The sequence below is a fragment of the Microbulbifer agarilyticus genome (assembly GCF_019800665.1).
In the GTDB taxonomy this organism is placed as follows: domain Bacteria; phylum Pseudomonadota; class Gammaproteobacteria; order Pseudomonadales; family Cellvibrionaceae; genus Microbulbifer; species Microbulbifer agarilyticus_C.
Window position 1 is genome coordinate 454,314 of record NZ_JAHVKO010000004.1, and the last position, 23,294, is coordinate 477,607.

At 56.6% G+C, this 23,294-nt stretch carries 24 protein-coding genes; 6 read left to right on the forward strand and 18 right to left on the reverse strand.

Translation table 11 applies throughout. From position 1 onward, the window contains the following. Window positions 1–3 precede the first annotated feature (3 nt). The 11 genes from KUV22_RS11405 to KUV22_RS11455 form a co-directional block, all read right to left on the reverse strand. On the reverse strand, window positions 4–546 hold the full coding sequence (locus KUV22_RS11405; RefSeq protein ID WP_222231229.1) for a DUF3833 domain-containing protein: 543 nt from the start codon (window positions 544–546) through the stop codon (window positions 4–6). Window positions 547–623: 77 nt separating this feature from the next. Beyond that, the gene (locus KUV22_RS11410; protein ID WP_222231230.1) at window positions 624–1,745 is read right to left on the reverse strand and encodes an AI-2E family transporter; all 1,122 of its coding nucleotides are present in this window, start codon (window positions 1,743–1,745) and stop codon (window positions 624–626) included. 89 nt (window positions 1,746–1,834) lie between these two features. After that, window positions 1,835–2,563 carry a D-Ala-D-Ala carboxypeptidase family metallohydrolase gene (locus KUV22_RS11415; protein WP_077407599.1) on the reverse strand — a complete coding sequence of 243 codons (729 nt, stop codon included), beginning with the start codon at window positions 2,561–2,563 and terminating at the stop codon, window positions 1,835–1,837. A gap of 36 nt (window positions 2,564–2,599) precedes the next feature. Beyond that, a complete protein-coding gene (locus KUV22_RS11420) occupies window positions 2,600–3,280 on the reverse strand; it encodes a D-Ala-D-Ala carboxypeptidase family metallohydrolase (RefSeq protein WP_222231232.1) in 681 nt (226 codons plus the stop codon). Window positions 3,281–3,474: 194 nt separating this feature from the next. Then, window positions 3,475–5,022 carry a phosphoenolpyruvate carboxykinase gene (locus KUV22_RS11425; protein WP_222231234.1) on the reverse strand — a complete coding sequence of 516 codons (1,548 nt, stop codon included), beginning with the start codon at window positions 5,020–5,022 and terminating at the stop codon, window positions 3,475–3,477. Between the two features lie 390 nt (window positions 5,023–5,412). After that, window positions 5,413–6,291: an Hsp33 family molecular chaperone HslO gene (hslO, locus tag KUV22_RS11430; RefSeq protein ID WP_222231236.1), complete on the reverse strand. Its 879-nt coding sequence runs from the start codon at window positions 6,289–6,291 to the stop codon at window positions 5,413–5,415. A 239-nt stretch (window positions 6,292–6,530) separates the two neighbouring features. Then, window positions 6,531–6,995, reverse strand: coding sequence for a DUF4124 domain-containing protein (locus tag KUV22_RS11435; RefSeq protein ID WP_222231238.1), 465 nt, complete (start codon window positions 6,993–6,995; stop codon window positions 6,531–6,533). 55 nt (window positions 6,996–7,050) lie between these two features. Next, a complete protein-coding gene (locus tag KUV22_RS11440; RefSeq protein WP_222231240.1) occupies window positions 7,051–8,586 on the reverse strand; it encodes a S1C family serine protease in 1,536 nt (511 codons plus the stop codon). A gap of 242 nt (window positions 8,587–8,828) precedes the next feature. Continuing rightward, the gene (locus KUV22_RS11445; RefSeq protein WP_222231242.1) at window positions 8,829–9,209 is read right to left on the reverse strand and encodes an RNA-binding S4 domain-containing protein; all 381 of its coding nucleotides are present in this window, start codon (window positions 9,207–9,209) and stop codon (window positions 8,829–8,831) included. A gap of 189 nt (window positions 9,210–9,398) precedes the next feature. Beyond that, window positions 9,399–10,055, reverse strand: coding sequence for a GMP/IMP nucleotidase (yrfG, locus tag KUV22_RS11450; protein ID WP_222231244.1), 657 nt, complete (start codon window positions 10,053–10,055; stop codon window positions 9,399–9,401). A 62-nt stretch (window positions 10,056–10,117) separates the two neighbouring features. Next, window positions 10,118–10,804 (reverse strand): lysoplasmalogenase, encoded by a 687-nt coding sequence (locus KUV22_RS11455; protein ID WP_222231246.1) that lies wholly within the window; start codon window positions 10,802–10,804, stop codon window positions 10,118–10,120. Window positions 10,805–10,963: 159 nt separating this feature from the next. On the opposite strand from KUV22_RS11455, the gene cysK reads away from it, so the two are divergent. From cysK to KUV22_RS11480, 5 genes are all read left to right on the forward strand, one after another. Then, the gene (gene cysK, locus KUV22_RS11460) at window positions 10,964–11,881 is read left to right on the forward strand and encodes a cysteine synthase A (protein WP_222231248.1); all 918 of its coding nucleotides are present in this window, start codon (window positions 10,964–10,966) and stop codon (window positions 11,879–11,881) included. A gap of 176 nt (window positions 11,882–12,057) precedes the next feature. Further along, complete coding sequence (cysQ, locus tag KUV22_RS11465) at window positions 12,058–12,897, forward strand: 3'(2'),5'-bisphosphate nucleotidase CysQ (protein WP_222231250.1); 840 nt, start codon at window positions 12,058–12,060, stop codon at window positions 12,895–12,897. 188 nt (window positions 12,898–13,085) lie between these two features. Continuing rightward, window positions 13,086–13,292 carry a hypothetical protein gene (locus KUV22_RS11470; RefSeq protein WP_222231252.1) on the forward strand — a complete coding sequence of 69 codons (207 nt, stop codon included), beginning with the start codon at window positions 13,086–13,088 and terminating at the stop codon, window positions 13,290–13,292. A 118-nt stretch (window positions 13,293–13,410) separates the two neighbouring features. Continuing rightward, on the forward strand, window positions 13,411–13,686 hold the full coding sequence (locus KUV22_RS11475) for a type II toxin-antitoxin system HicB family antitoxin (RefSeq protein WP_222231254.1): 276 nt from the start codon (window positions 13,411–13,413) through the stop codon (window positions 13,684–13,686). 90 nt (window positions 13,687–13,776) lie between these two features. Next, on the forward strand, window positions 13,777–14,361 hold the full coding sequence (locus KUV22_RS11480) for an outer membrane protein (RefSeq protein WP_222231256.1): 585 nt from the start codon (window positions 13,777–13,779) through the stop codon (window positions 14,359–14,361). A gap of 62 nt (window positions 14,362–14,423) precedes the next feature. Here KUV22_RS11480 and KUV22_RS11485 read toward each other — a convergent pair whose 3' ends face one another. The 7 genes from KUV22_RS11485 to KUV22_RS11515 form a co-directional block, all read right to left on the reverse strand. Further along, the gene (locus tag KUV22_RS11485; protein WP_222231258.1) at window positions 14,424–15,650 is read right to left on the reverse strand and encodes a DUF58 domain-containing protein; all 1,227 of its coding nucleotides are present in this window, start codon (window positions 15,648–15,650) and stop codon (window positions 14,424–14,426) included. Between the two features lie 98 nt (window positions 15,651–15,748). After that, entirely contained in the window at window positions 15,749–16,774 is a 1,026-nt protein-coding gene (locus KUV22_RS11490) for an AAA family ATPase (protein WP_222231260.1), read from the reverse strand. Beyond that, window positions 16,771–18,213: a DUF4350 domain-containing protein gene (locus KUV22_RS11495; protein WP_222231262.1), complete on the reverse strand. Its 1,443-nt coding sequence runs from the start codon at window positions 18,211–18,213 to the stop codon at window positions 16,771–16,773. The genes KUV22_RS11490 and KUV22_RS11495 overlap by 4 nt, the downstream gene beginning before the upstream one ends. Beyond that, on the reverse strand, window positions 18,210–19,844 hold the full coding sequence (locus tag KUV22_RS11500; protein WP_222231264.1) for a hypothetical protein: 1,635 nt from the start codon (window positions 19,842–19,844) through the stop codon (window positions 18,210–18,212). Before KUV22_RS11500 ends, KUV22_RS11495 begins: the two co-directional genes overlap by 4 nt. Further along, window positions 19,841–20,854 carry a stage II sporulation protein M gene (locus tag KUV22_RS11505; RefSeq protein ID WP_222231266.1) on the reverse strand — a complete coding sequence of 338 codons (1,014 nt, stop codon included), beginning with the start codon at window positions 20,852–20,854 and terminating at the stop codon, window positions 19,841–19,843. Before KUV22_RS11505 ends, KUV22_RS11500 begins: the two co-directional genes overlap by 4 nt. Further along, entirely contained in the window at window positions 20,851–21,645 is a 795-nt protein-coding gene (locus KUV22_RS11510) for an RDD family protein (RefSeq protein WP_222231268.1), read from the reverse strand. The genes KUV22_RS11505 and KUV22_RS11510 overlap by 4 nt, the downstream gene beginning before the upstream one ends. A gap of 68 nt (window positions 21,646–21,713) precedes the next feature. Further along, the gene (locus tag KUV22_RS11515) at window positions 21,714–22,463 is read right to left on the reverse strand and encodes a DUF975 family protein (protein ID WP_222231269.1); all 750 of its coding nucleotides are present in this window, start codon (window positions 22,461–22,463) and stop codon (window positions 21,714–21,716) included. Between the two features lie 219 nt (window positions 22,464–22,682). On the opposite strand from KUV22_RS11515, the gene KUV22_RS11520 reads away from it, so the two are divergent. Continuing rightward, the gene (locus KUV22_RS11520; RefSeq protein WP_222231271.1) at window positions 22,683–23,294 is read left to right on the forward strand and encodes a DUF2939 domain-containing protein; all 612 of its coding nucleotides are present in this window, start codon (window positions 22,683–22,685) and stop codon (window positions 23,292–23,294) included.

Here is a 23,294-nt window from a genome sequence, read left to right on the forward strand (position 1 = left end):
TGATTATTTGACGATGGTGAGCTGAATTTCGCCCACATTAAAGCCCCACTTGCTCAGCTTAGACTCGGCGATCAGGATATTTGGTGCCACCAGATACATCCTGTCGTCGACATTGAGATCGAGGGTGCGCCCCTTGTAGGGCACCTGCAGTACATAGCGCATAAATACCGCATTGCCCGCGGTGCGCATGGTGGATTCGCCCACCACATCTTCTGCCGTGGCGGTAAAGGCGCGCACCGGCCCCACCGACGCTTGTGCATTCGGCACCATCACCCAGTTGCGATACTGAATCTCGCCGTCATCGAACTCGAACTTTTCCCGCAAGATCCCGCGGCCGTCTTCCCAGCTGCCATTCAGTTCGGCGACGAACTTGCGGGTGACTGCGCCGCTGCGGTCTTTCACCACGCCGTAGGCTTTCATCGGCCCGGAGAAAAACTCTTCGGCCACAAACCGTGGCGTCTTATCCGCATAGGATTCGATACTCGGCGCACTGCAGCCGCTGATGGCCAGTAAAACCGTGAAGAACAGGGCGAGCGCTTTAATCATCGTTTACCTCAGTTGCGATAAGACATTCAGGGAATACCTGAGACATTACGCTGAGAAGTTCAATCTGGATTGGTGCGTTAGCCGTCCCGGTCAGATACCCCGGCATTGGCCTCCACTTCGGGCAGCTGCGCAGTTTGCGGCGGTGACAGCGTACCGGTGTCGCCGAGAAACTCCCGCATAAAGATTTGCCAGAACGCCATAAACAGCGCCGCCAGCAGCGGGCCGATGGCGAAACCGCTGATACCAAACAGCATCAGGCCGCCAACGGTGGAAAACAGCACCATGTAATCCGGCAGTTTGGTGTCACGCCCTACCAGAATTGGTCGCAGGATGTTGTCCACCAGGCTGATTACCAGTACACCGTACAGCATCAGCACGGTGGCCTTGATCACGTCGCCGGTGGCGTACAGATACAGCGCCGCGGGAAACCAAATAATTGCCGCGCCCACCGCAGGTAGCAGAGACAGCACGGTCATTACCACACCCCACAACAGTGGCGCTGGTAACCCGAGCACCCAGAAAATGATGCCGCCGAGCGTGCCTTGGGTAACAGCCACTACCAGGTTGCCTTTAATGGTCGCACGGGTAACCTCGGCAAACTTTGCCAGCAGCAGTTTTTCGCGTTCATCGCCAAGCGGCAGCGCGCGAATCAGCAGATCTACCAGCGAGCTGCCGTCGCGAATCAGGAAGAAGGTGAGGTACAGCATCAGGCCGAGACTGACGAAAAAATTCAGCGTGTTCTGGCCGAGTGCGAGGGCATTTTTGGCAATCAGGCTGCCGATGCTCATCAGGCCACCCAGCAGACTTTCCTTCAGGCCGTCAAAGTTCATGCCGACCCGTTCCAGCGCGGCGTTGATGCCGGGGAATGCGGCTCTTACTTCTTCGACTTTAGCGCCCAGGTTGACCTTGCCGGACTGAACATTTTGATAGAGGTTTGCTACCTCACTGATAAATGAGCTGGCCACCAGCAATACTGGAATGACCACAACCACGATACACAGGATCAGCGTCAGCAGGGCACACAGGTTAGGCCACTTGGGGAAGCGATTGCACAGGTAAACATACAGTGGGTAGAAAATCAGCGCGACCGCACAGGCCCAGAAAATGGCGATGAAAAATGGCTGTAGCATCAACGCAAAGGCGATGGTCACCAGTGCGAGAGTAAAAATAAACGAGCGTCGTTCCAGCTTTTCCTGCACTGGTATTTCCCTGTTGTTACTGCGTGTCGCGAGTGGCAAATGTTGAACCTGCTATGAAAGCAGATCGCCACAGGCTTTACCAGTGACCTTTACCAGCGGCGATAACCACAGGTGTCTACATGAAAGCGAATGCCGCTGTAGATCCCCAGGCCCATATTCCACTTGCGTCCGACTTTTCGATGGATACGGCGTAATTTTGGCACCAGCTGTTTGCGGGTGTATTCATCCTCGGGAATCATATCCAGACCGCAAAAATGCAGGTGTTTACTGGTGCGCGCGCCGCCGGCCTTGGCGTTGTAGCTGGGCGTGCGCCAACCGGACAGCACAATCACCGGGCCGATGGTCGGAATAATGTAATCCTTCATCACCCGCAATGTGTCCACCATGGTTTCCCAGGTATCTTCGGGTGGTATCGCAAAGGGTGGCTCGCCAATTTTCTGCCAGTCGGTGCCTTGGCGCATCAACTCGTAAGGCGGCACAACTTCATCGACCTCATTGAGCTTCAAAAAACGCTCGAGTTTTTCGAAGCGCGCGCGATTGTCCCCCTCCTCCAGAAAGCGCTCAAACGCTGCGCCAGTCGCTGCGGTGTAGCCCTTGATACGGAAAATCATTGGCACATCCGGGTCGACGATCACCGGTTCGGGTTCGATGTGCGCAACCGGGCTCACGATGCGCTCCGCCAGCTCACGGGCCTTTTCTGCCGTCAGCACCACCAGTACCAGTGATGCGATCAGCAGCCCCGCGACGATCCAGATAACGCGCCGGCGTTCAATATGAATATCGATGTACTCGTGATCGGCGCTTTCTTTGATATCCATAGGCGCTACTACTTAACCTCTGAACCATTGAAACAACTACCAACGACGAAACCCGCAGGTGTCCACATGAAAACGCACACCGCTATACAGGCCGAGCCCCATATTGCTGTCGGGGCCGAGGCGCGTGTGCAGATTGGTTAACTCCTCGACCAATTCCTTGCGCCCAATATTCGAGCGCGGCACCAGATCCACACCACAAAAGCTCTTGTGCTTGCTCTTTTTGGAGCCGCCGGCCTTGTGGTTGTAATCGTCGGTGCGAAACGCCGACACGATATCCACCGGGCCGATAACGGGCACGACTTCGTCGCGAATCAGCTTCAGGGTCGCCACCATATTCGGCCAGTACTCTTCAGGGGGTATGGCGAAGGGAGGCTCTTTGATATCCAGCCAGTCGGAGCCCTGACGCAACAGGTTCGGGATTTTGGTGGTATCACCCACACCGGACTGATTCAGGAAGTCGGAAAGCTGGCGCAGGGTCCGACGGTTATTGCCCTCGCGCAGGAAGGCCTTGAGGCTGTCATCGTCGGCTACCCGGTAGCCCTTGAGTTCGTAATACGGCTTTTCCACCGCCTGGTACTGGAGGTACAGCCACAGTGTCAGCAGTAGTGACAGCAGTAGCGCGACGATGCCCACGACCACCCACCAGTTGGTTTGCTGGTTGGGCGGCAGGTGCTCGTAGCGACGCTTTGCTTTGGAAAATGGATTGCCCAATGGCATCTGTGCTAACCGTAAGTCGGAACCAATGACGGTCGTTGCGCACGGAGTGCCGGCGCAAAAACAGTCCCTCTACTCACTATAGCTGCCGTGGCGCAAATGTTGCCCACAAAAAAAGGCGACCGGAATGGTCGCCTTTTTTGTGCAGGAAGCGCCGATTGGCACTGCCTGCAGTGGTGGGCTGTCGCGGGTGGCTTTTACGCCTTGGGCCCTGCCGCCTTAACGTTATCGCTTACCGCGAACTTCTCGATGTTCTCGGCAAACAGGCCGGCCAGCTTGCTGGCAGCGGCGTCGTAGGCCGCCTGATCGGCCCAGGCATTGCGCGGGTTCAGGTAGGACTTGTCCACACCCGGTACTTCGGTGGGGATGTCCAGGTTCATGATGTCCAGGTGCTCGGTTTGTGCGTTCTCAAGCGCGCCGCTCTGGATTGCCGCAACCACGGCGCGGGTTACCGGAATCGGGAAGCGCTTGCCGTTGTCGCCGGAGCCACCGGTCCAGCCGGTGTTGACCAAGTACACCTTGGAATCGAAGTCTTCGATACGCTTCATCAGCAGGTCGGCGTATTCACGCGGTGCACGCGGCATAAACGGTGCGCCGAAGCAGGTGGAGAAGGTGGGGTGAATGCCCGCTTCTGCGCCCAGTTCGGTGGAGCCCACACGCGCGGTGTAGCCGGACAGGAAGTGGTAAGCCGCAGCTTCCTTGGACAGTATGGATACCGGAGGCAGTACGCCGGTGACGTCGCAGGTCAGGAAGATCACATTTTTCGGCTCGCCGGCGCGGTTTTCCAGCTGACGCATTTCCACGTGTTCCAGTGGGTAGGAGCAGCGGCCGTTTTCGGTCAGGCTGGTGTCGTCGTAGTCCGGCACGCCGGCGTCGTCGGTCACCACGTTCTCAACGATGGCGCCAAAGCGGATGGCGTCCCAGATGACCGGCTCGTTCTTTTGGCTCAGGTTGATGGTCTTGGCGTAGCAGCCACCTTCCATATTGAACACGCCGCCCTTGGCCCAGCCGTGCTCGTCGTCGCCGATCAGGTAGCGCGCCGGGTCTGCGGACAGGGTGGTTTTACCGGTGCCAGACAGGCCAAAGAACAGGCACACATCGCCATCTTCGCCCACGTTGGCGGCACAGTGCATCGGCATTACGTCTTTTTCCGGCAGCAGGAAGTTCTGCACGGAGAACATGGCCTTCTTCATCTCGCCGGCGTAGCGCATACCCGCTAGCAGTACCTTGCGCTGGGCGAAGTTGATGATCACGCAGCCTTCGGAATTGGTGCCGTCGCGGCTCGGGTCACATTCGAAGTTGGCCGCGTGCAGGATGCGCCACTCTTCTTTGCCCTTGGGGTTGTACTTTTCGGCGCGGATAAACATGTTGCGGCCGAACAGGTTGTGCCACGCGGTCTGGGTGGTGACTTTCACCGGGATATAGTGATTCTCGTCCTGGCCGACGTGCAGCTGCTGAACAAAGCTGTCGTGGCTGGAGACGAAGTCTTCGACACGGCTCCACAGAGCATCGAACTTGTCTGCGGGGAAGGGGCGGTTCACATTGCCCCATTCGATGCTGTCGGCGGTAGAGGCTTCTTCCACCACGAAGCGGTCTGCGGGAGAACGGCCGGTGCGGGCGCCGGTAACTGCGAGCAGTGCGCCGGTGTGCGTAAGGTGACCCTCACCACGCTGCAGTGCCTGTTCGACTAATTGCGCTGCGGAGAGGTTGGAGAACGCCTGCACCGTCTCGTTTTGCTGTGCCATTCGCTTATTACCCATTGAAGTTGTATCACTGAAATAAATAGTAGGGGGTGCCACCTGAGTTCGCGACCAACAGTCGTGGTTACGTTGCGCGACCGGCCGGCTGGCGCGCGCATTATTGCAAACTTCAAAATCTCTTCACAGGAACATCCGTATAAATTTTGAGCGAAAAACGGTTTATTTGGGGAAATTTTCGCGAAAATTTATTCAACACAGTGATGTAGTTTTTTTACTTCATAGTTTTGGAGAATATTGGGTGTTCTGTAGTTTTCACTACAAAGCGGGGGCGAATTCTCGGGGTGGGCAGCGGCTAGGCAGCGGGCACAAAAAACGCGCCTCGGGGGCGCGTTTGCGGAATTTTCTGCGCCGGCGCAGGTGCCGGCATAAATCAGATCAATGGAGGGTGTGCGGCGGGGCGTTGAACAGCTCTTCTACCTTGTCGCGATCGAACTTGTAGGTGCGATTGCAGAACTGGCAGTCAGCGGTGATTTCGCCACCCTGCTCTTCCAGCAGGCGGTATACGTCCTCTGGCCCCATGGCGATCAGGGCGCGCGCGCTGCGCTCGGCGGAACAGCTGCACTTGAAGCGGATGTTGGTGGTGCCCAGCGTGGCGGGCTCCATCTGGTGGAACAGGCGGAACAGCAGTTCATCGTGGGGCACGCTGTGCAGCTCTTCGGCGGTAACGGTGGAGGCGAGCTGTACACCGGTCTCCCAGGCGTCTTCGTTTTCTGCGGCACTGGCGGCGTTATTGCCCGGCAACACCTGCAGCATGATACCGCCCACGGTATCCGCACTTGTCTCGATCCAGAAGCGGGTTTGCAGCTGTTCGGACTGGGTAAAGTAATCCTGCAGGCACTCCGCCAGGGTCTCCTTTTCCAGCGGCACAATGCCCTGGTAACGTTCGCCCTGCTGCGGGTCGACGGTGATCACCAGAGTGCCACGATTGCCCACCAGATCGCGCAGGTTGGCATCTTCGGCAATTTCCGCACCCTCGGCCACACGCGCCAGGCCGCGCACATCGCTCTGATGGCTGCATTCCGCCACCAGCAGCGGCACATCGCCTTCGCCACGGGCCTGCAGCATCAGCATGCCCTCAAATTTCAGCGTGGTGGCGAGCAGGCAGGAGGCCGCAAGGAATTCGCCCAGCAGTTTCTGTACCGGCGACGGTAGTTGGTTGTGCTCCAGTACCTCCCGGTAAGCATCGGTAAGCGTGACCACCTGGCCCCGTATATCGTGCTTGGAGAAGATAAAGCGTTCCAACTGATCCGACATGATGTTTGCCTCGCTAGGTTTTGGGGGAGGCGATTTTAGGCGCTGCGTGCGCGAAATGCGATAAATGCCACCTTATTGTCACTATAGCCCTACGGTGACGGCGAAGAGTAGTGTGCTTTGGGAGGGGCGGCGCTTGGCGAAAGGTGGATTAGGCAAGAGGCTTGGAAAAGTGGCTTGGAAACGTTGCTTAGAAAAGTGGTTTGGAGTGCAGGGCGGGCGATAATGCCCAGCGCTGCCCGCTAGCCACAGTTTCTGCGGATCTGGGATTCCAGCTTGCGCGCCTGCGCGACCCGCTCGCGCTCACTGATGGTCGATTCGTTGCCTTCCGCATCCACGAAGTACACCGGGCCTTTCAGAATCTTCAGCTGCTTGCGGGCGTAGTCGCAGGCTCTCTGTTGCGCACGCTGTTGCTTGGCTTTTTCGGCCTGCTTGCGCGCGGCGTATTCCTGATCGATCTGGTTTTTGCGCGTGTTGTTGGGGAAGTCCTGACGTCTGGTAGGATCGGCGCTGTTGACCGGTTTGAGCTGGCCTTCCAGCGATTCCGCTTCTGCCTCCACCGGAGGGCGGTCGCCAAAGTGCACCTTGCCGTCCTTGTCGACCCAGCGGTATAGCTCACCGGCGTTCACCGAGATAACAGTGAATGCGCATAGCGCAAGCAAGCATGGCGTAAGCCAGCGAGCGCAAAGGCATGAACGATTATTCACGGCTCCTCCCTGAGGCGATTATCACACTCAACCCGGCAACCGGGATGAGAGGCGTCTATTCTACCTGCCCCAGTTCTGCCGCGTCAGCTGCCGGTTCATCCGCACCTTCTGCCAGTGCGCCGAACAGGCCGAGGGAGTGGCGCTCGGGAATCTGGTAGGTCTGCAAAATCAGCGGCTGCTGCTCACGGGCGGCGGCGGAGTCCAGCACCATGCGGTAACCGGCACTGTCTTTCAGCTCCACAAAGCCGTCTTTACTGTTTTCCATCAGCTGCGCGAACTGCTGGAAGTCGTGAATCTTCTCCCCGTTCACCGAGCCGATAATCCAGTTTTTCCAGTCGTGGTAGCCCAGGTTCACCGGCGCCGGCAGCACCTTCAGAGCCACCACCAGTTCCTGCTGGTCCGGGCTGGACCACTGGTTGCGCGCGTGCAGGTATTCGATGGGCGCCTTGGAGTGCCAGTTGTTACCCCAGCGCTTGATCAGGTTCATATTCAGCGGCACAAACACCACACCACCGTAGATGTAATAGCGCGGGCGCTGGTCAAACTTCTCACCCTGCACCAGGGAGCGCGATGGCGGGGTGGCGGCGAGGGTGATCGTCTCGTCGAGGATCTCGCCACCGCGGGCAAACCGCACCGGCAGCTCATCACCCACGTGATACTGGTCCACCGCGTAGTGATAATTGGTGCGCTGGTGCGCACGCCATTCAATAGTGCGGTCGGCGGCCACATCAAAGCCGTCCACCTGCAACAGCACATCGCCCGGCTTCAATACTTGTGCCGCTGGTGCATCTGCAAATACACGCACAACCAGCGCGCCTTCCTGGTCCGGCGCCAGCCCGGCTGCGGCTTTCATCGACGGGCTCTCGAGGCTCTGGGTCACCGCTCCCAATTCAGGGAAGCCCTGGTGCACACCGTCTTCGGCGTCCTCCAGCACGTGACTGATCACACTGGGTGGCACGAAGTAGCCGAGGTTCTCGGCACCGGCGCTGTGATTGGTCTGCATCGCTACACCGACAATACGACCGCCGGAAATTACCGGGCCGCCGCTGTTGCCGGGGTTGATGGCGGCGTCGATCTGGCCGGCCATCAGGTAGCTTTCGGCGTGGGCGTAGTACTGGTGCTCAACCCGTGACAGTACGCCGCGGGTGATGGAGAGGGATTTGCCGCCGATGGGGTAGCCGTAGACGGTCACTTCTTCCTGCAGGTCTGGCAGGTTGCCGAGTGCCAGTGGACGGGTGTCGTCGAAGAAGCTTTCATCGTCCACCGTGAGCAGCGCCAGGTCGGCGTCGTGGGATACGAACTTGACCCGCGCGCGGAATTTTTGCGCATCGCCGTGGCGCTGCACCTGGATAAAACTGCCGTTGGCGATGACGTGGGCGTTGGTAAGTATTTGCTGACCGTCGATCACGGCGCCGGAGCCGGACAGTTGCTGGGCGTTGAGCAGGGCCCAGGGGTTGAAGTAGTCGGGTGCGGCGGCAGTGGTGTAGATCTTGATAATCGAGCGCTTGAGCTGCTCGCGTTCGCGGTTGTCCGCGTGGGCGATCTGGGAAAAGCAGAGAATCAGCAGGCAAAGAGTCAGCAGGTGTTTCATTGCGGCGTCGCGTCTTGATTATTCGTTAGTTTGGGGCAGTTTAGCACTTTGGCGGGTTTGTGCTCTGGCTGTGTTCGGTACGCTCTGATGGGCTCATTGGACCTGTGTGGCGGCCAAGTCGCGGGTGGAGCTTTTCAGGACCGCTGTGAACCCATCCCTGGGCGCTGCGGCGCAAACTTCCTGTTTGCGACGCTCCTGAAAAGCTCCACCCGCGACTTGGCCTTCGCATTTCACATCTGTACTCAGTCCTGTGATTCTTGCAGGAATCTATGAATCTGCCGGCGCTGTTTTTTGTTTGGCCGTTCATGCGAAATGGTCGCGTTATTTACCTTGCGATCGGCGGCAAATTGCTCGCGCTTAGCAATACTTTCTTCCGTCTCGCGATACAGCGTTTGCGCGATGTCTGCGCCGCGACGTTGGTCCGAAAGCGCAATAACTTCCACCACGCGTTCATCCCAGCCCTGGCGAATGGTGAGCAAGGTGCCGGCGGTGATTTCTTTACTGGCTTTTACCCGCTGGCCGCCCGCATGCACCTTGCCGCCTTCGATAGCCTGCTTGGCGATACTACGGGTCTTAAAAAAACGAGCAGCCCAGAGCCACTTATCAATACGAACTTTATCCATCAATACTCAAAACAACAGTCGAAGCAAAAAGGTCAGATGCGAAGGCTGGGTGCCGGGTAAGGCTTTTCAGGAGCGTCGCAAACAGGGACGTTTGCGACGCAGCGTACATGGATGTACTCGCAGCGGTCCTGAAAAGCCTTACCCGGTACCCGGCCGCCACAATAGGTAACGCCGAGTTCATAAAAGAAGCTAAGGCGCCCGAAGAATCTCATCAAAATCATGAATCGCCGGAAATTCGGAAATCTCCCGCGCCGGACTTTTGCTGTCCGGCTGGCGGATACACAGCAAGTGCTCGATACCGTAATCTCGCGCCGCGCCCAACACATGCAGGTTGTCATCCACAAATAGGGTGCGTTCTGGGTTGAACGGTTGGCGCTCCTGTAATGAGTGCCAGAACAGCGTGCTTTCTTTCGCGTGTCCCAGATCGTGGGACGAGACAATCTCATCCAGCCACTGATCAATACCGGTAATGGCCAGCTTGTGACTTAAGCCGTCCGGGTGTGCGTTGGTGACCAGCAGAGCGCGTTTTTTCATGGTGCGCAGGCTGCGCAGGAAATTGTCGGTGTGCGGGCGCACTGCAATGCGATCCTCGATCTCCCGGTAGATCGCCAGCACATCCAGCTTCAGTACGTCCGACCAATATCGCAGGCAGTACCAGTCCAGGGTGCCGCGCAACTCGTCGGTCATTTCGATCACCAGCTGCTGCGCCTCGGAAACCGAGATGCCATTGGCCTCGGCATAGCGCAGCGGCAGGTGCTCCATCCAGAAATGATTGTCGTAATGCAGATCCAGCAGGGTGCCGTCCATATCCAGCAGCACCGTATCGATCCGGCTCCAGTCCAGCATAACCAACCTATTCCGCGGGCTGGTGCCCGCAATTGCACAAAAAATGGTCGGCTATTATGCCCTCAAGCCTGCCGCGCCGCCAAATCCGTGCGAATCAGTCCCATCACCAGCAGCGCCTGGGCGCCGTAGTAGGTCAGCATGATCCACATACCCGCCATCGGCACCGGGTCTACAAAGCGGTCCAGGGCAATCAGCGCATCCGACACCATAAAGGTCACCGCACCGGCAAACAGCAGGGATGAGCCGCTGCGGTGTGCCGCCGCGGACAGGGCCATAAACACAATCGCCACAATGTAAAACGCCACCGGCAGCGCCAGCTCGCCGGCACCGGGCAGTACCTGGCGGCCCAGCAGCAGTGCCGCCAGTACCAGGGCCGTACCGCGCAGCATAAAGCGTCGGCTACCTACCTGAGCGTCACGCAGGAAGTTACCGGCATAGGTGAGCTGGGCCAGCAGGAAGGCGCCCAGGCCAAATACAAAGTGATTGGCGAATGGCACCGCCAGCAGCACGTCGCCGGTGGCGGAGAACGCCAGCGCAACCAGGGTTAGGGTGCGGGTGAGGCCGGCCAGAGAGGTGGCTGCGATCCAGAACAGCGTGGCGATGGGCACAATCTTCAGTGCCGCCATCCACAGGGCTTCGATACCCGCAGCGCGGAGCGCGATATACACGAGGGCCGATACTGCGAATACCGCCAGAGGGGCGGACTTGGAGGTCGTGGTCGATGGGGAAGTCATCGCTATTTCTGACATTGAGTTGCTCCAGCTTTTTATATTTGGTGATTTGGGGAGTATTCTTGCCCGAGTATTGGCGAAATGACCGTGTCGTACAATCCGACAGATGGTGACATTTTCAACCACTAGTCCACTTTTACTAAGACCATCACCTTTTATTGACTCAGGGAGCGACAGATGAAGGCAAATAACATCCTCGAAACCATTGGTAACACCCCCCACGTACGCATCAATCATCTGTTCCGTGACGATATCGAAGTGTGGATGAAGGTGGAGCGCTTTAACCCGGGCAGCAGCATCAAGGACCGTATCGCCCTGGGCATGATTGAAGATGCGGAAAAGTCCGGGGCACTGAAACCCGGTGGGGTTATCGTCGAGCCCACTTCCGGCAATACCGGTATCGGCCTGGCCATGGTGGCGGCGGTGAAAGGCTATCGCTTGATCCTGACCATGCCGGAGTCCATGTCGGTGGAGCGTCGCAAGATTATGAAAGCGTTGGGCGCTGAGTTGGTGCTCACTCCCAAGGAAAACGGCATGCCCGGTGCTATCGCCAAGGCGGAAGAGATTCTCGCCGAACACGATAACAGCTGGATGCCCCAGCAGTTCACCAACCCCGCCAATGTGAGCGCACATCGCAACACCACGGCCCAGGAGATCCTTGCGGACTTCCCGGAGGGGCTGGACTACATGATTACCGGCGTTGGTACCGGTGGACATATCACTGGCTGTGCCGAGGTGATGAAGGCATCGATGCCGGAGCTGAAAGTCTTCGCGGTAGAGCCGGAGAAATCCCAGGTGATCGCGGGCAAAGAAAAGGGCATGCACCGCCTGCAGGGCATTGGTGCGGGCTTTGTTCCCGAAGTGCTGAATCGCGAGGCGCTGGACGGCACGGTGCCGGTGAGTGAAGAAGACAGTTTCGAGATGGCGCGCCAGTGCGCTTTGAAGGAAGGCATCTTTGTCGGTATCTCTTCCGGTGCCTCGCTCGCCGCGGTGAAGCAAAAAGAGGCCGAACTGGCGCCGGGTAGCCGGGTATTGATCTTCAGCTACGACACCGGTGAGCGCTACCTGTCCATCGAAGACCTGTTCACCGCCTGATCGCTACCTCGACCTGATCACTACCTAAAAATGGGCCTCTCTAGTCGCCGCGGCCGGATCAAGCCACAAATCCTGCCGCGGCACACGTATAATCCCCGCTTACCTATTTTGGACTGCCGACCACATTAGTGGCGGTGGCCGATGCAGTAACTGAATAATTTTGTATTGGGGGAATCATGGAAAACGTAGTGAGCAGGGAGCTGCTGGATAAGGTGATCGCGATCTCGGTCGAAGCCGGTGAAGCGATTCTGGAGGTATACAACGCCAGTGGTGAACTGGAGGTAGACACCAAATCCGATGATTCCCCGGTGACCGCTGCCGATCTGGCGGCGCACAAGATTCTCGAGCCGGCCCTGGCACAGCTTCTGGACGGCGTGCCGGTGTTGTCCGAGGAAGGCGACATGCCAGCCTATGCCGAGCGCAGCCAGTGGGACCGCTACTGGATTATCGACCCTCTGGATGGCACCAAGGAATTTATCCGTCGCAACGGCGAGTTCACCGTGAATGTGGCGCTGATTGAAAACGGCGAACCGGTCCTGGGGGTGGTGCACGTGCCGGTGCTGGATATCACTTACGCCGGTGCCAAAACCTTAGGCGCGATCAAGCGTGATGCCAACGGCGAAAATGCCATCGCTGTGCGCACCATGCAGCCGCGTTTGGATGACAAGCAGCCGATCGAAATCGTTGCCAGCCGCAGCCATGGCGCCGGCGCCGTAGATGCATTGCTGGAACGTATTGAGGGCTCCCTGGGTGAAACTGGCCTGAAGAACATGGGCAGCTCCCTCAAGCTGTGCCTGGTGGCCGAAGGTGCAGCGGACTTGTACCCGCGTCTGGCGTTGACCTGCGAGTGGGATACCGCAGCGGCGCAGGCCGTGGTGGAAGCTGCCGGCGGTATCGTGGTTGACGACAAGTTCGAGCTGCTGCGTTACAACCAGAAGGACGAACTGCTGAACCCGTTCTTCTATGTGATTGGCGATAAGTCCTTTGCCTGGAAATCCCTGTTGCTGGGTGAATAATTACATTGTGTCTGCACTGTTGGCGGGGTAAATAGCCCCGTCAACCCTCCCCTTACGGTGAGGCCCTTCATCTTGGTCTAGGCTTAAAGATGTATCTCGGCCACAGCTGTTGTTTTAAGCGTCTTTGACTTAATTCCTGACATAGTCGTGGCCGGTTCCATCCATTGGGTTGAACCGCAGGGTAAGCCATGACTAATTTCCGCAATACCCATGTAAGCGTCAACGAAACAGAAACCAGGCATTTGCGTCAGCGCCTGCAAGTTGAAATTACCTGGCTGTCGCGCCAATTGCAGGACATGCAAAGCGCGGATCATTTACCCGATCATTCTTTACAACAAACCTACCGGGAAATGATCTTTTCCCGTCGCGCCCTACTCGGGCGAATTCCTCGCTAGCTTTCTCAAAATTTTCACACACGTCGCACATTTATTTTCTTTGCAGAGAAATTTGCTCGATTCCGAATAATTGGGTCTACGCTTGATGGGATAAAAGCTAACTGAAACGAGAAAGCCCATGCGTTACCCGGTTGTGGTACACAATATCGAGTTTGCCGGCTACGGCGCCATCGCGCCGGATTTGCCCCACTGCCATTGCCACGGTGACACTCTGGAACTCACGCTACAGAAAATGGCGGAGACCATCGTTGCGCGGCTCGACGACTTGCATGCTGCCGGTGATGTACCGCCAACCCCCGGCGACCTGGAAGCTCTGCGTAAAAATCCCGCGTTCACCGGTGGTATCTGGGCAATCATCGATATCGAGCAGAATGCGTTCAGTTCCCGTAACTAGCAACTCCGAAAAGCCCGAATTTTCACGCCAGGATCTTTGAATCAAAAAAGGATGTTTTGATTCGACGTTTTCAAACAGGGAAGTCAAATAATGAAAACTTTGGTATTTCTCCTCGCGCTGTTCGCTTCCAGCACCGCGTTGGCGCAATGGAATAACCCTATCGACGGCTACTGCAATGGTGAGTACTTCATCGTCGGCAGTATTGGATTGGGTGCCGGCGAACTGCAGATTAATGACGAACAGGATTTCGCCGGATACGCGAGTATTGGTGTAACCCCCGCCGCGGGTATCTGGCAGGTTGAATTACGCTACACCGGATTCGACGATGGCAGTGTAAACATCGATCAGTGGGGAGTTGGCGCCAAGGTCGACTTCACTGTGACCTGCGATATCCAGTGCCTTTATTGGATGATCGGCTGGAACTATGGCGAGTTCGATGTGGATAACATCCAGCGCGATGGGTTTATTTACGAAATTAACAACGATTACGACGACGATTACTGGAATGCGGGCGTCGGCTATCGCTACAAGTGGACGCAGGATTTCGATACTTCCATCGAGTACATGTACAACGATGTAGATACACGCTTTTACTTCTTCGACGGGGTGGATGATGTGCGCTTTGACCTGGGGCACTTGCGTACCCTTACATTGAACTTCAGTTACCGCTTCTGACACTAAATGGGGTGCGTCACATCGTTGATTCACCCCGAATCCACTTCGCTACTCCATATTTTCTACATCTTGCCGCTACGTTTGAGTTGCCAGTAGCTTTCCACAAGTGAGGTGTGCATATCTCTCGGCAAGGCGTCGGCGAGAATGGTGTTGCGCGCCCGCAGTTGCTGCAGCAAGCGCTCGCGGCGCTGAATCAAGTCACGCCCTGCACAGTTCATCAAAGCATCGTCGAAATTCGCTATCGGTTTTTGCAAAAGTGCATCCAGGGAACCTTCGCGCAAGCTCGCTACCATCACCAGGTGGTGGCGCGAGAGCTGCTGCACTGCGGCACTCAGGTCCGCACTGTTTTCATCCCTCACGTTCGTTAGTAAAATGACCAGTGCACGTCGCTGCTGTCTGGCAAGTAATTGCTCTGCAGCTGCAGAGTAATCACTATGGGCGGTGCCGGAATGAATATCGTAAACGTGGTTGAGAAGTAAATTGATCGCGCCCTCGCCCTTCACCGGCGGCAAGCGACTTTGGTTGCCAGCGAAGCATTGGAGGCCAACCGCATCGCCCTGGCGAATGGCTACATAAGCCGACAGCAACATGGCATTGAGCGCGTGATCGAAATGGCTGAGGTCGCCATCATGGGTGCGCATACGACGCCCGCAGTCCAGTAAAAAAATGATTTCCTGGTCGCGCTCATCCTGATATTCCCGGCTGATCAATTTCTGCATGCGCGCACTTGCGCGCCAATCGACCTGCCGCTGACTATCGCCGCGGCGATACTCCCGCAATTGCCGGAAATCCAGACCCTCACCACGGCGTTGATGCTGAATGACACCAAGTTGCCGCAAGGTTTGCTCTGTGGACAGCGACTGCAGAGAAGATATGCCGAGAAAGTTCGGGTACACCCGCGCACTTTGGGGCTGGCCGAGGCGGACATATTTTTGCCATAGAGCCCATGGCGAACTGACTAGTGCTTCCAGCTGCCCGAACTCCGCCTGACCTCGACGAATGGGTTGTACGAGGTAGTGAGTTTCCAGTTGCTGATCTGGATGCAACTGAATATGTAGCGGCAGCTTGTGACCGCGTAATTGCGCAGGAAGCTGGTCGGATAAAATAAACGTCAGGCTGCGATCGCTTTGGTTGTGTAGCTGAAGGTGTATTGGCTGCTCAACACCCAGGGCCAGGTTGCCAGGTAAAGTACGTTTGCCGGTCAGGCCATGGACGCTGCTGCCGGTAATAAAGTCGAGCGCAGCGGCCAGTAACAAAACGGCGAGCAACAGCCACCAGGCCCTCGACAAAAGTGCCGCTAACTCCGGCTGTGCAATGTGTGCACCACTTACGAGGAGCGCACTGCCGCAGCCAATGAGCAAAAGCCGAATCAACCGTGGCGATGGTCTCACAGCCGAGGCGCCTCGACGGTTTCGATGATTTGTGCCAGTACCGTATCAGCGGTTTCACCATCAATTTCCATATCCGGTGACACGGCCACCCGGTGGCGCATCACCGGAATGGCCATCGACTTGATATCGTCCGGTAGAACAAACTCTCGCCCTGCCAGTAATGCATGGGCTCTTGCGGCCTGAATCAAGCCGATACTCGCGCGGGGCCCGGCGCTGCGACGCAGCTGGGAAGACACGCGGGTCGCGCGTACCAGGCGTACGGCATAGCTCAACACTTCCTGGTCCACCTGCACCTGTGGTACCAGCTGCTGTAGATTTTGTAGCTCGGCGGCATCAAGAACTGGCTGCAGATTGCTCGTGAGCTGGGCCTCGATATGCCCTGCGCTGGCCGCTGCGGCAAGTTGCTCTTCTGCTTGCCGAGACGGAAAATCAATGATTACCTTGAGCAGGAAGCGGTCAAGCTCTGCCTCGGGCAATGGGTAGGTACCTTCCTGTTCTACCGGGTTCTGTGTTGCCAGTACCATAAACGGACTGGGGGTCTTGTGGGTTTCCCCATCGATGGTGACCTGCTGCTCCTGCATGACTTCCAGCAGCGCCGCCTGCGTTTTCGCGGGGGCCCGGTTAATTTCATCCGCCAATAACAGGTTGGTGAACACCGGTCCGCGCCGTACTTCGAAGCGACTCTCCGCCATGTGATAGATCGCGTGCCCGGTGACATCCGCCGGCATCAAATCCGGTGTGAATTGTATGCGACGGAATTCCCCGCCAAATCCCTGTGACAGGCTGCGTACTAACAGCGTTTTGCCAAGCCCCGGTACGCCCTCCAGTAGGACATGCCCGTTGGCCAGGAGTGCCGTCAGTACCTGATCGACGACGGCCTGCTGGCCAATGACTACATTGTTCACTCGCGCGCGTAGTTCGTCAGCAAGCGAACTTGCCTGTTGCCATGGCGAGTCTGTGATTTCCGATGCGGTGGCAGTCTCGTCGGAAAGTGTTGTCTGGTCCAGGGTGGATTCGCTCATAAGGCGTCCTCAATGATCTGAAGGCTGTGCATGCACGCGGTAAACATTTCTTCACTGTGGGGAGCGGGCCCCCACAAGGCTGCGATAATTTCGGCGGTAGTTAACCCGGTTCGCTCGGCAAGTGACTGACCGACTTCGACTTGTCGATCCTCTGTGAGAGGGTTGGGCGCATGGGGTAGTATTTTTCCGAGAAGCTGCGATCGGACCTTTTCGAACTGTCTTCGGGCGGTGTGCTCACGCCAGTAGAAATAGCCACATGCGCGCACATGCTCCAGTAGCGAGCGACGCACTGGCGCACCCTCTGGATCCCGCGGACCAAAGCGACGGCTGCGGTTGGCAATCCATGCGAGTAGTGCAAGCCCCCCGGCAGTGAAAAATTCCAGCCAGTAGCGTCGAATTAATTCACCGAAGCCAAGAAAATGAGGGTGGGTGATCATCACCAGATTCTTGTGACCGACGAGATGTGCCAGGAAAAACCCGTGGTCGAATTCACCAATGCGTCGATTTTGCCACAGACCATTGTCGGCCATCAGTGTGATCCGGCCGCGGCCGTACTCGAAAAATACCAGCGGTGACTGATGGTGCAACAGGTCGCTGTCATAGTCGGCGATATCGTCAGGTTGCGCTGACGCCTGGCCAGCTTGCAGGGTTAGGTCTTGAAAAGTGACCCAGTGTAGCAACCCACCCTGCACGTCTGCTTCATCGCCCTGGGCCATCATCTCGTGGCTTAGCAGCAACTCTGGATCAAAATACAGGGAGTAACTGGTACCGCCATCACTGGTCAGATTAATCAGTCGTTCGGGATCGACTTCAGGGTTGCGCTTATCCTTGGCAACTGCGTCTTGCGTTGCTTCTACGCCGTCCTCGATGGGCGCAGTGTCTGACTTTTGCTTCTTCGATTTTTCAGCGAGCTTGCGGTTGTGGTCGTGCATTAATTCGCTGACCGTTTTCTCTTTTAGCGTCTTTGTTTCCTCTCCAAAAACTTCGCGCAAGCGCCAGTTGAAATAAAGGTCGGTATCCCCGTGCGTAACTTCCAGCCCGAGTAGATCAAGCAGTAAATTGCGTTCGCCGTCGGTGGTGAGCTGGTTGCTCACAACGATCGCCTGACCACCTCGTTCGACCCATTCAAGCAATTCCCAGAGCCGTTGCTCGTTGTAGATCAAGTTGCTATTTGCGAGAAACAGGACATCGTTGTCGTTGAGCGCCGGAAGCACGGCGATATTGTCTGCCTGCCGGTGCGGAATACCGATGCGATCAAGAAATTTCTCTGCAGCAAGGTACGGGTTGCGACGTGCCTCAGAGCCGAATCCGCGATCCACTTCCTCTGAGTAGTACTCAAAAAAATACAGGAACGCGGCTGCGCAAATGCCTAATATCAGCAGCGTCCACAGCAGGGCAGCACGGGCAAAACCACGGGAACCTTTCATACGGGTGCTCATGCTTGCTCCCCCTGTACATCACTGTCTGTCGGCGTGGCAGAAAAACTGATGTGCCAGTCACGGCAAAGTGATTCGAGCAGTGGGGTTGCTGGAGCGCGGTGGGCGTAGGCCTGATGTTGCCAAACCTGCGTTAGGCGGCCGAAAAGCTGTACCAGTTTGGGCGTGATTTGCTTGTTTAGCCCTGACTCTTCATATACCAGTCGCGCACATTCCGCCTCTGTATGATGATCCTGAAAGGGGCAGTCATACCGATTGATAAGATGCGCCAGGCTCGCGCGATAAAGCAGGCTGATGGCTTCTCGTTGCTGGCCCCGCTCCCACAACGTTAATACCTCTGCGGTGACATCTTCCGGCAAGCTGTCACCGCGGACATCCAGTCCGAACAGTGTTTCTGGCCGCTGCGCCGGCGCATTGTCTGTGTACGTGCGCAACCCCAGTGCCTGGCGAATGTAGTTACGGCAATGCCATATCAGCCAGGCAACCAATGCCAGGGCAAGGGACCAGAGAATAACTTCAACGATACCTGCGAGCAGCGGGATCCAGGAGGCCTCGGTCTCTTCGCTTTCTTCGTCCCAGCCGAGCCCCTCGACCCACTCAATGATTGCGATGAGCCATTCGGGAAAGCGGTATTTACGTTCCTCGAAATCCTTGAGCCGCCAGCCGCGCACGGTTTCTTTTTCGTGGAATGCGTCATCGGCCATGACCTCATCGATCTGCTCCTCTGCTTGCGCTGGTGTTACCACATCAGCCAGAGCTGGCTGTGGCATGGCAAGGGGTAAACAAAGGATGAGTGCCAACAGGCAGCCAAGGGTGGTGTTTGCTGACGAAGACTTGCGCTGTGTCTGCGCTGGATCATTGTTTTCGTGTCGTGGATGGTTGCGACTACCGCGCTTTGTCGTGAACCGCTCACGCAGCTTACGGAACTGGATTTCAACATCCCAAGCCTCGAGCTCCACCCTGCGACCGATATACAGCATAAAGCCACCGCAAACATAAAATGGTGCTACGGCAGCCATCACCAGAATGCTGGCGCCGTTGGCGAGCCACATGAAGAGCTGGTTGTCGCCTTGCATCAGAGGCAGCCAATCTACTTCAATCTGCTCCGGCAGCATCATATACACCAGCGCCCATAGGCCAACGCTCAAAATCAGCTCTACATGGGCACCGACAATATGTAGCCAGCTGGCAGTGCCGGCGGTTTGTCGATGCAGGAGCGATTGGCGCGCTGTGCGCGCAGGACCTTTGGCTTGTTCGAGAACGGTGAGTGGCAAATCGAAACTGCGGGTGAAATTCAGTCGGCGCCAGCTGATCCATGACAGGGCGTCATGGCGGTTTGCGCGGAAAAACAACTTCAGCGCCTCCGGGAAACTATCCAGTTGCGCAAACAAATGCCGACTGGCCAGGAGAAGAGGTAGCCGCTCAAACATGGGTTTTAGCCACCAGACGACCAGCAGGGCCAGGTTTGGCCTGTCGGGAAAGATCAGCAACAGCAGAGAGAATACGGCTGCGGCAGGTATGAGCCACAGTGTCGCCAACAGCAGCCAGTGACGACGTGCCAGCAATATGCCGAGATCGACCGATTCCCAGTTGCTGCGTTGCCTCGCATGTACCACCAGTTGGTTCAGGTTCACCGCACGACCTCGCGGGAATCTGTATGGGTGCCTCGTCCAGCCAGCACACAGTAACTGATCACCAGCAACCAGAACAGCGCACCGACTGCCAGTTTCACTTCCATGCTAACCGTGGTGCTGGAGGACCAGAATGCCTCCAGGAAAGCGGCGATAACGAGCATCAGAAACGTACCGTACATGATCTTCATCGCATTACGTCCCGCCTGCTGCAACGCTGCCCGTCGACTGATATTACCCGGGTTAACCAGCGAGTGGCCGAGCATCAGACCGGCGGCACCGGCAAACACGATAGCAGTTAGTTCAAATGCACCATGGCCGATAACGAAGGGATAAAAAGTTACCGCAAATCCGACCCGGGTAAGTTGACCAAATACAGCGCCCAGAAATACGCCGTTGAATACCAGGAAAAATATTGATCCGAGGCCAAAGACAATACCCGAGGCAAAAGTGCGAAAGGCAATTCCGATATTATTTTTGATGTAATAACCAAACATCAGCAAGTCGGAATCCGAGCCGCGTTCGCGACCCAGCACGCGGTTGGCGGGGTCGTACATGGCTTCGATTTGCAGCACCTGCTCCGGTGACATGACTGCATAAATCAGTGCATCGTTCCAGTAGCAGCCCAGCCCCATAACCAGTGCCGGAGCCAAGAATAGGCCGCAGGCGAGCCATACAAAACGCGCCTGCTCCCGCAAGGCGCAGGGAAAACCGCGAATAATAAAGTCCAGCCAGCGATTTTTATTGACCGACTGTTGCTGGTACACGCGTTGATGACAGGCCATCACCAGTTGATTCAGGCGTGTTACCAGGTAGCTGGTATATTGGCGTTCCTTGGCCATCGCAAGCTGTTGACAGAGGTCGCGATAGGCCGCGGGTAAATCGAATTGCTGAGGGGAATCGTCGGCGGAAGATTGTGTTTGCGGGATAGTATTTTTTTCATAGCCCGCAAGATAGTTTTCAATGCGTGCCCACAATGGGCTGTAGCGTTCCTCAAAGTCTTGCTGCTTCATTGCGCTACGCCTTTATCCCGGGTATCGGCCGCTGCACCGGTCGCTGACTTCTGGCGGGTACCGAGTAACCAACGGCCGACACCATGTAAATAGCGAATACTCGCTTCTCCGCGATGCCCCGTGATTGGCTCTAATATTTCGGCGAGCTCTTGCTGGCGTTCTTTACTGAGGGCGGTGCTACGCTCTGTAAGGCTAATAATCGCCTGTTGGTCTTGCAGTTTCAGACCTTTGGGTGGGGGCGCGGGTGGCACTTGTGGGAGGGCCACAGGTTTTGCTTCTTCCTGTCTATAGACAACCAGCGTGCCGGCAGCGTAGTCGCCAAGACGCTGGAAGTATCGGCTGGCACTCATACTGATCATTCCGGCGCAGTATCCAAATGGGAGAAAATCAGCAAAACGGAGCAGGTTGCGCATAATGGATGCGCCCCAGGAGATGGGTGTCAGGTTGTCATTGACGACGGCGAGCGAAAACGCGCGTTTCCCCGGGGTTTGCCCACCGCGGAACATTTCAAAAAAAACCGGATAAAACCATTCCAGAATAAACGACCCGAGCAGCCAGAAGCCGACACCGGCCTTACCGGCGAAGGTGAGTGCGATACCCAGAATGACGAGAATAAGTGTGCGATATAAAAGATCTACCGCATAGGCGAGTATGCGTGGAACCGGCCCTGCCACCTGTACACTCAAGTCGATACCTTCCGGAGTTTCGATTTGATACAGGGTGTCGAGCGGTGTTTCCGCAGCGGAACGGCTGGTAGAGGAGTCTGTAGAGCGGGCTGTAGAGGGGTGCATTGGTCGCTACAAAGTAAACGATTGAGACAGATCCGGCGGCACCTGGTGCACCGCCGGAACTTCGGAAATTAGATTTCCGGGTTGGTCTCGTGACCACCAAACATATTGCGATACAGGATGCCGTATGCGATACCCAGGGTTGGAATTGCCCAGATCAGGCCAATCAACAGTGCCAGGAAACCGGCGAAATACAGCAGGCAGAGGACGATCATAAAGCCAAAGATTGGGAACCAGTGCTTGGTCACCGCTTTACGGGAAACTTCCAGTGCCTGCCAAGGGCCGAGGTTTTTATCTACGATCAGCGGCATCATGAAGATGTAGCCTATCATCAGGTAGATACCAGGCAGGATGAGAAGGATAAAACCAAGTACAACAAGCAGGTACATAAGGATCATGCCCGCAGCCAGTGGCAGCGTCTTGTCGAAGTGAGCGAACACTTCGGTGCCCGAGACCTGCTCGTCGCGTGCGATCTTGATACCAATCATCATCAGGCCTGCGCCCAATGGCGCTGATGCAGCAACAATAATTACCTGTGAAAGAATGGCGCCGAGCCCCTGATTGGCATCCGGGTTGGTCATGGATTGGCCAGTGATCAGGCTGGCTACCACGGTAATGGCGATGTAGGCGACGAAATACAGCAGTACGCCGAGCCACACCGTGCCTTTACGGCCACTGGTTTTGGCCCAGGCTTCGCTCAGTGTCTCACCAATTGCCACCTGATAATCGCCGGCAAGTGCTTTGGGGATGGAGCCGTTGCCACCACTGGGTTCTTGGTCCCCCGACAGGTCCGCCTGTGGTGCGTTATAGATATCACTCATGGTCGATATTCCTTAATCCAACAATTTTTGTCATTTTTATTGGCCGGCGAACACAGTTGCGTGTTCTAACCCCTTGCCGGCAGAGCGGTGAGCAACAATAACACAGGATTGGCGCCGTAATCCTACTTTGCCCCGCATTTGTAAGCGCCTGTAATTCGGCTGCACACAGAGCTAATATGAGCGAAATGCTGACTGAAATCTTGCGAGAGTTCATACCCGATGGGGAAATGGTTACTGCGTAGCCTGTTGCTACTATCTGTCTTGATCATGTTTTATGTGGCCCTCCCCTGGTATTCCGCACACCAGCTTATTGAGGCCGCTCAGAACGAAGATGTCGCCAAGCTCGAACGCTATGTGGATTTTCCCCGGCTACGCGGCAACATCCGCACGCGGCTGCAGGACCAAATTCGTGAATCGATCAGTGATGACTTGCCACCAGCGCTAGGTGATTTGTTTAAGGCCGGCGCGGAGCTGTTTGTTGGGCCGCTGCTGGAGCGGTTGATCAGCCCACAAGGGATCGTGCAACTTGTCCAGGGGCAGAAGGACTGGCGCGAGTTCGAGCGAGAGCTGAGTGGCATGGGCGGGCGTGGCACGCCAGCGCCTTCCGCCAGTCAACGCCGTGCGCCGATAGAAGAAAGCGCAGCGACAGAGGCAGAGCGCGGTCATCACTGGCGCTTACACCACTGGTACTTTACCGGTATGAATACAGTAGAAGTGGTGTGTGGCAATCGCGACGACTTTGATCGCGTACTACTGCGCCTGCAGCGGAATGGACTGCGCTGGCAGCTGGTCGATATAGAACTGATAGACGAAGTACCCGGTGGAGAATAA

Coding starts and splice junctions, on each gene's coding strand:
- KUV22_RS11480 (WP_222231256.1), top strand. CDS start 13,777: ATGAAAACTTTGGTATTTCTCCTCGCGCTGTTCGCTTCCAGCACCGCG.
- KUV22_RS11490 (WP_222231260.1), bottom strand. CDS start 16,774: ATGAGCGAATCCACCCTGGACCAGACAACACTTTCCGACGAGACTGCC.
- KUV22_RS11510 (WP_222231268.1), bottom strand. CDS start 21,645: ATGCACCCCTCTACAGCCCGCTCTACAGACTCCTCTACCAGCCGTTCC.
- yrfG (WP_222231244.1), bottom strand. CDS start 10,055: ATGCTGGACTGGAGCCGGATCGATACGGTGCTGCTGGATATGGACGGC.
- KUV22_RS11445 (WP_222231242.1), bottom strand. CDS start 9,209: ATGGATAAAGTTCGTATTGATAAGTGGCTCTGGGCTGCTCGTTTTTTT.
- KUV22_RS11495 (WP_222231262.1), bottom strand. CDS start 18,213: ATGAGCACCCGTATGAAAGGTTCCCGTGGTTTTGCCCGTGCTGCCCTG.
- cysQ (WP_222231250.1), top strand. CDS start 12,058: ATGGAAAACGTAGTGAGCAGGGAGCTGCTGGATAAGGTGATCGCGATC.
- KUV22_RS11420 (WP_222231232.1), bottom strand. CDS start 3,280: ATGCCATTGGGCAATCCATTTTCCAAAGCAAAGCGTCGCTACGAGCAC.
- KUV22_RS11425 (WP_222231234.1), bottom strand. CDS start 5,022: ATGGCACAGCAAAACGAGACGGTGCAGGCGTTCTCCAACCTCTCCGCA.
- KUV22_RS11470 (WP_222231252.1), top strand. CDS start 13,086: ATGACTAATTTCCGCAATACCCATGTAAGCGTCAACGAAACAGAAACC.
- cysK (WP_222231248.1), top strand. CDS start 10,964: ATGAAGGCAAATAACATCCTCGAAACCATTGGTAACACCCCCCACGTA.
- hslO (WP_222231236.1), bottom strand. CDS start 6,291: ATGTCGGATCAGTTGGAACGCTTTATCTTCTCCAAGCACGATATACGG.
- KUV22_RS11415 (WP_077407599.1), bottom strand. CDS start 2,563: ATGGATATCAAAGAAAGCGCCGATCACGAGTACATCGATATTCATATT.
- KUV22_RS11520 (WP_222231271.1), top strand. CDS start 22,683: ATGGGGAAATGGTTACTGCGTAGCCTGTTGCTACTATCTGTCTTGATC.
- KUV22_RS11440 (WP_222231240.1), bottom strand. CDS start 8,586: ATGAAACACCTGCTGACTCTTTGCCTGCTGATTCTCTGCTTTTCCCAG.
- KUV22_RS11515 (WP_222231269.1), bottom strand. CDS start 22,463: ATGAGTGATATCTATAACGCACCACAGGCGGACCTGTCGGGGGACCAA.
- KUV22_RS11505 (WP_222231266.1), bottom strand. CDS start 20,854: ATGAAGCAGCAAGACTTTGAGGAACGCTACAGCCCATTGTGGGCACGC.
- KUV22_RS11475 (WP_222231254.1), top strand. CDS start 13,411: ATGCGTTACCCGGTTGTGGTACACAATATCGAGTTTGCCGGCTACGGC.
- KUV22_RS11455 (WP_222231246.1), bottom strand. CDS start 10,804: ATGTCAGAAATAGCGATGACTTCCCCATCGACCACGACCTCCAAGTCC.
- KUV22_RS11405 (WP_222231229.1), bottom strand. CDS start 546: ATGATTAAAGCGCTCGCCCTGTTCTTCACGGTTTTACTGGCCATCAGC.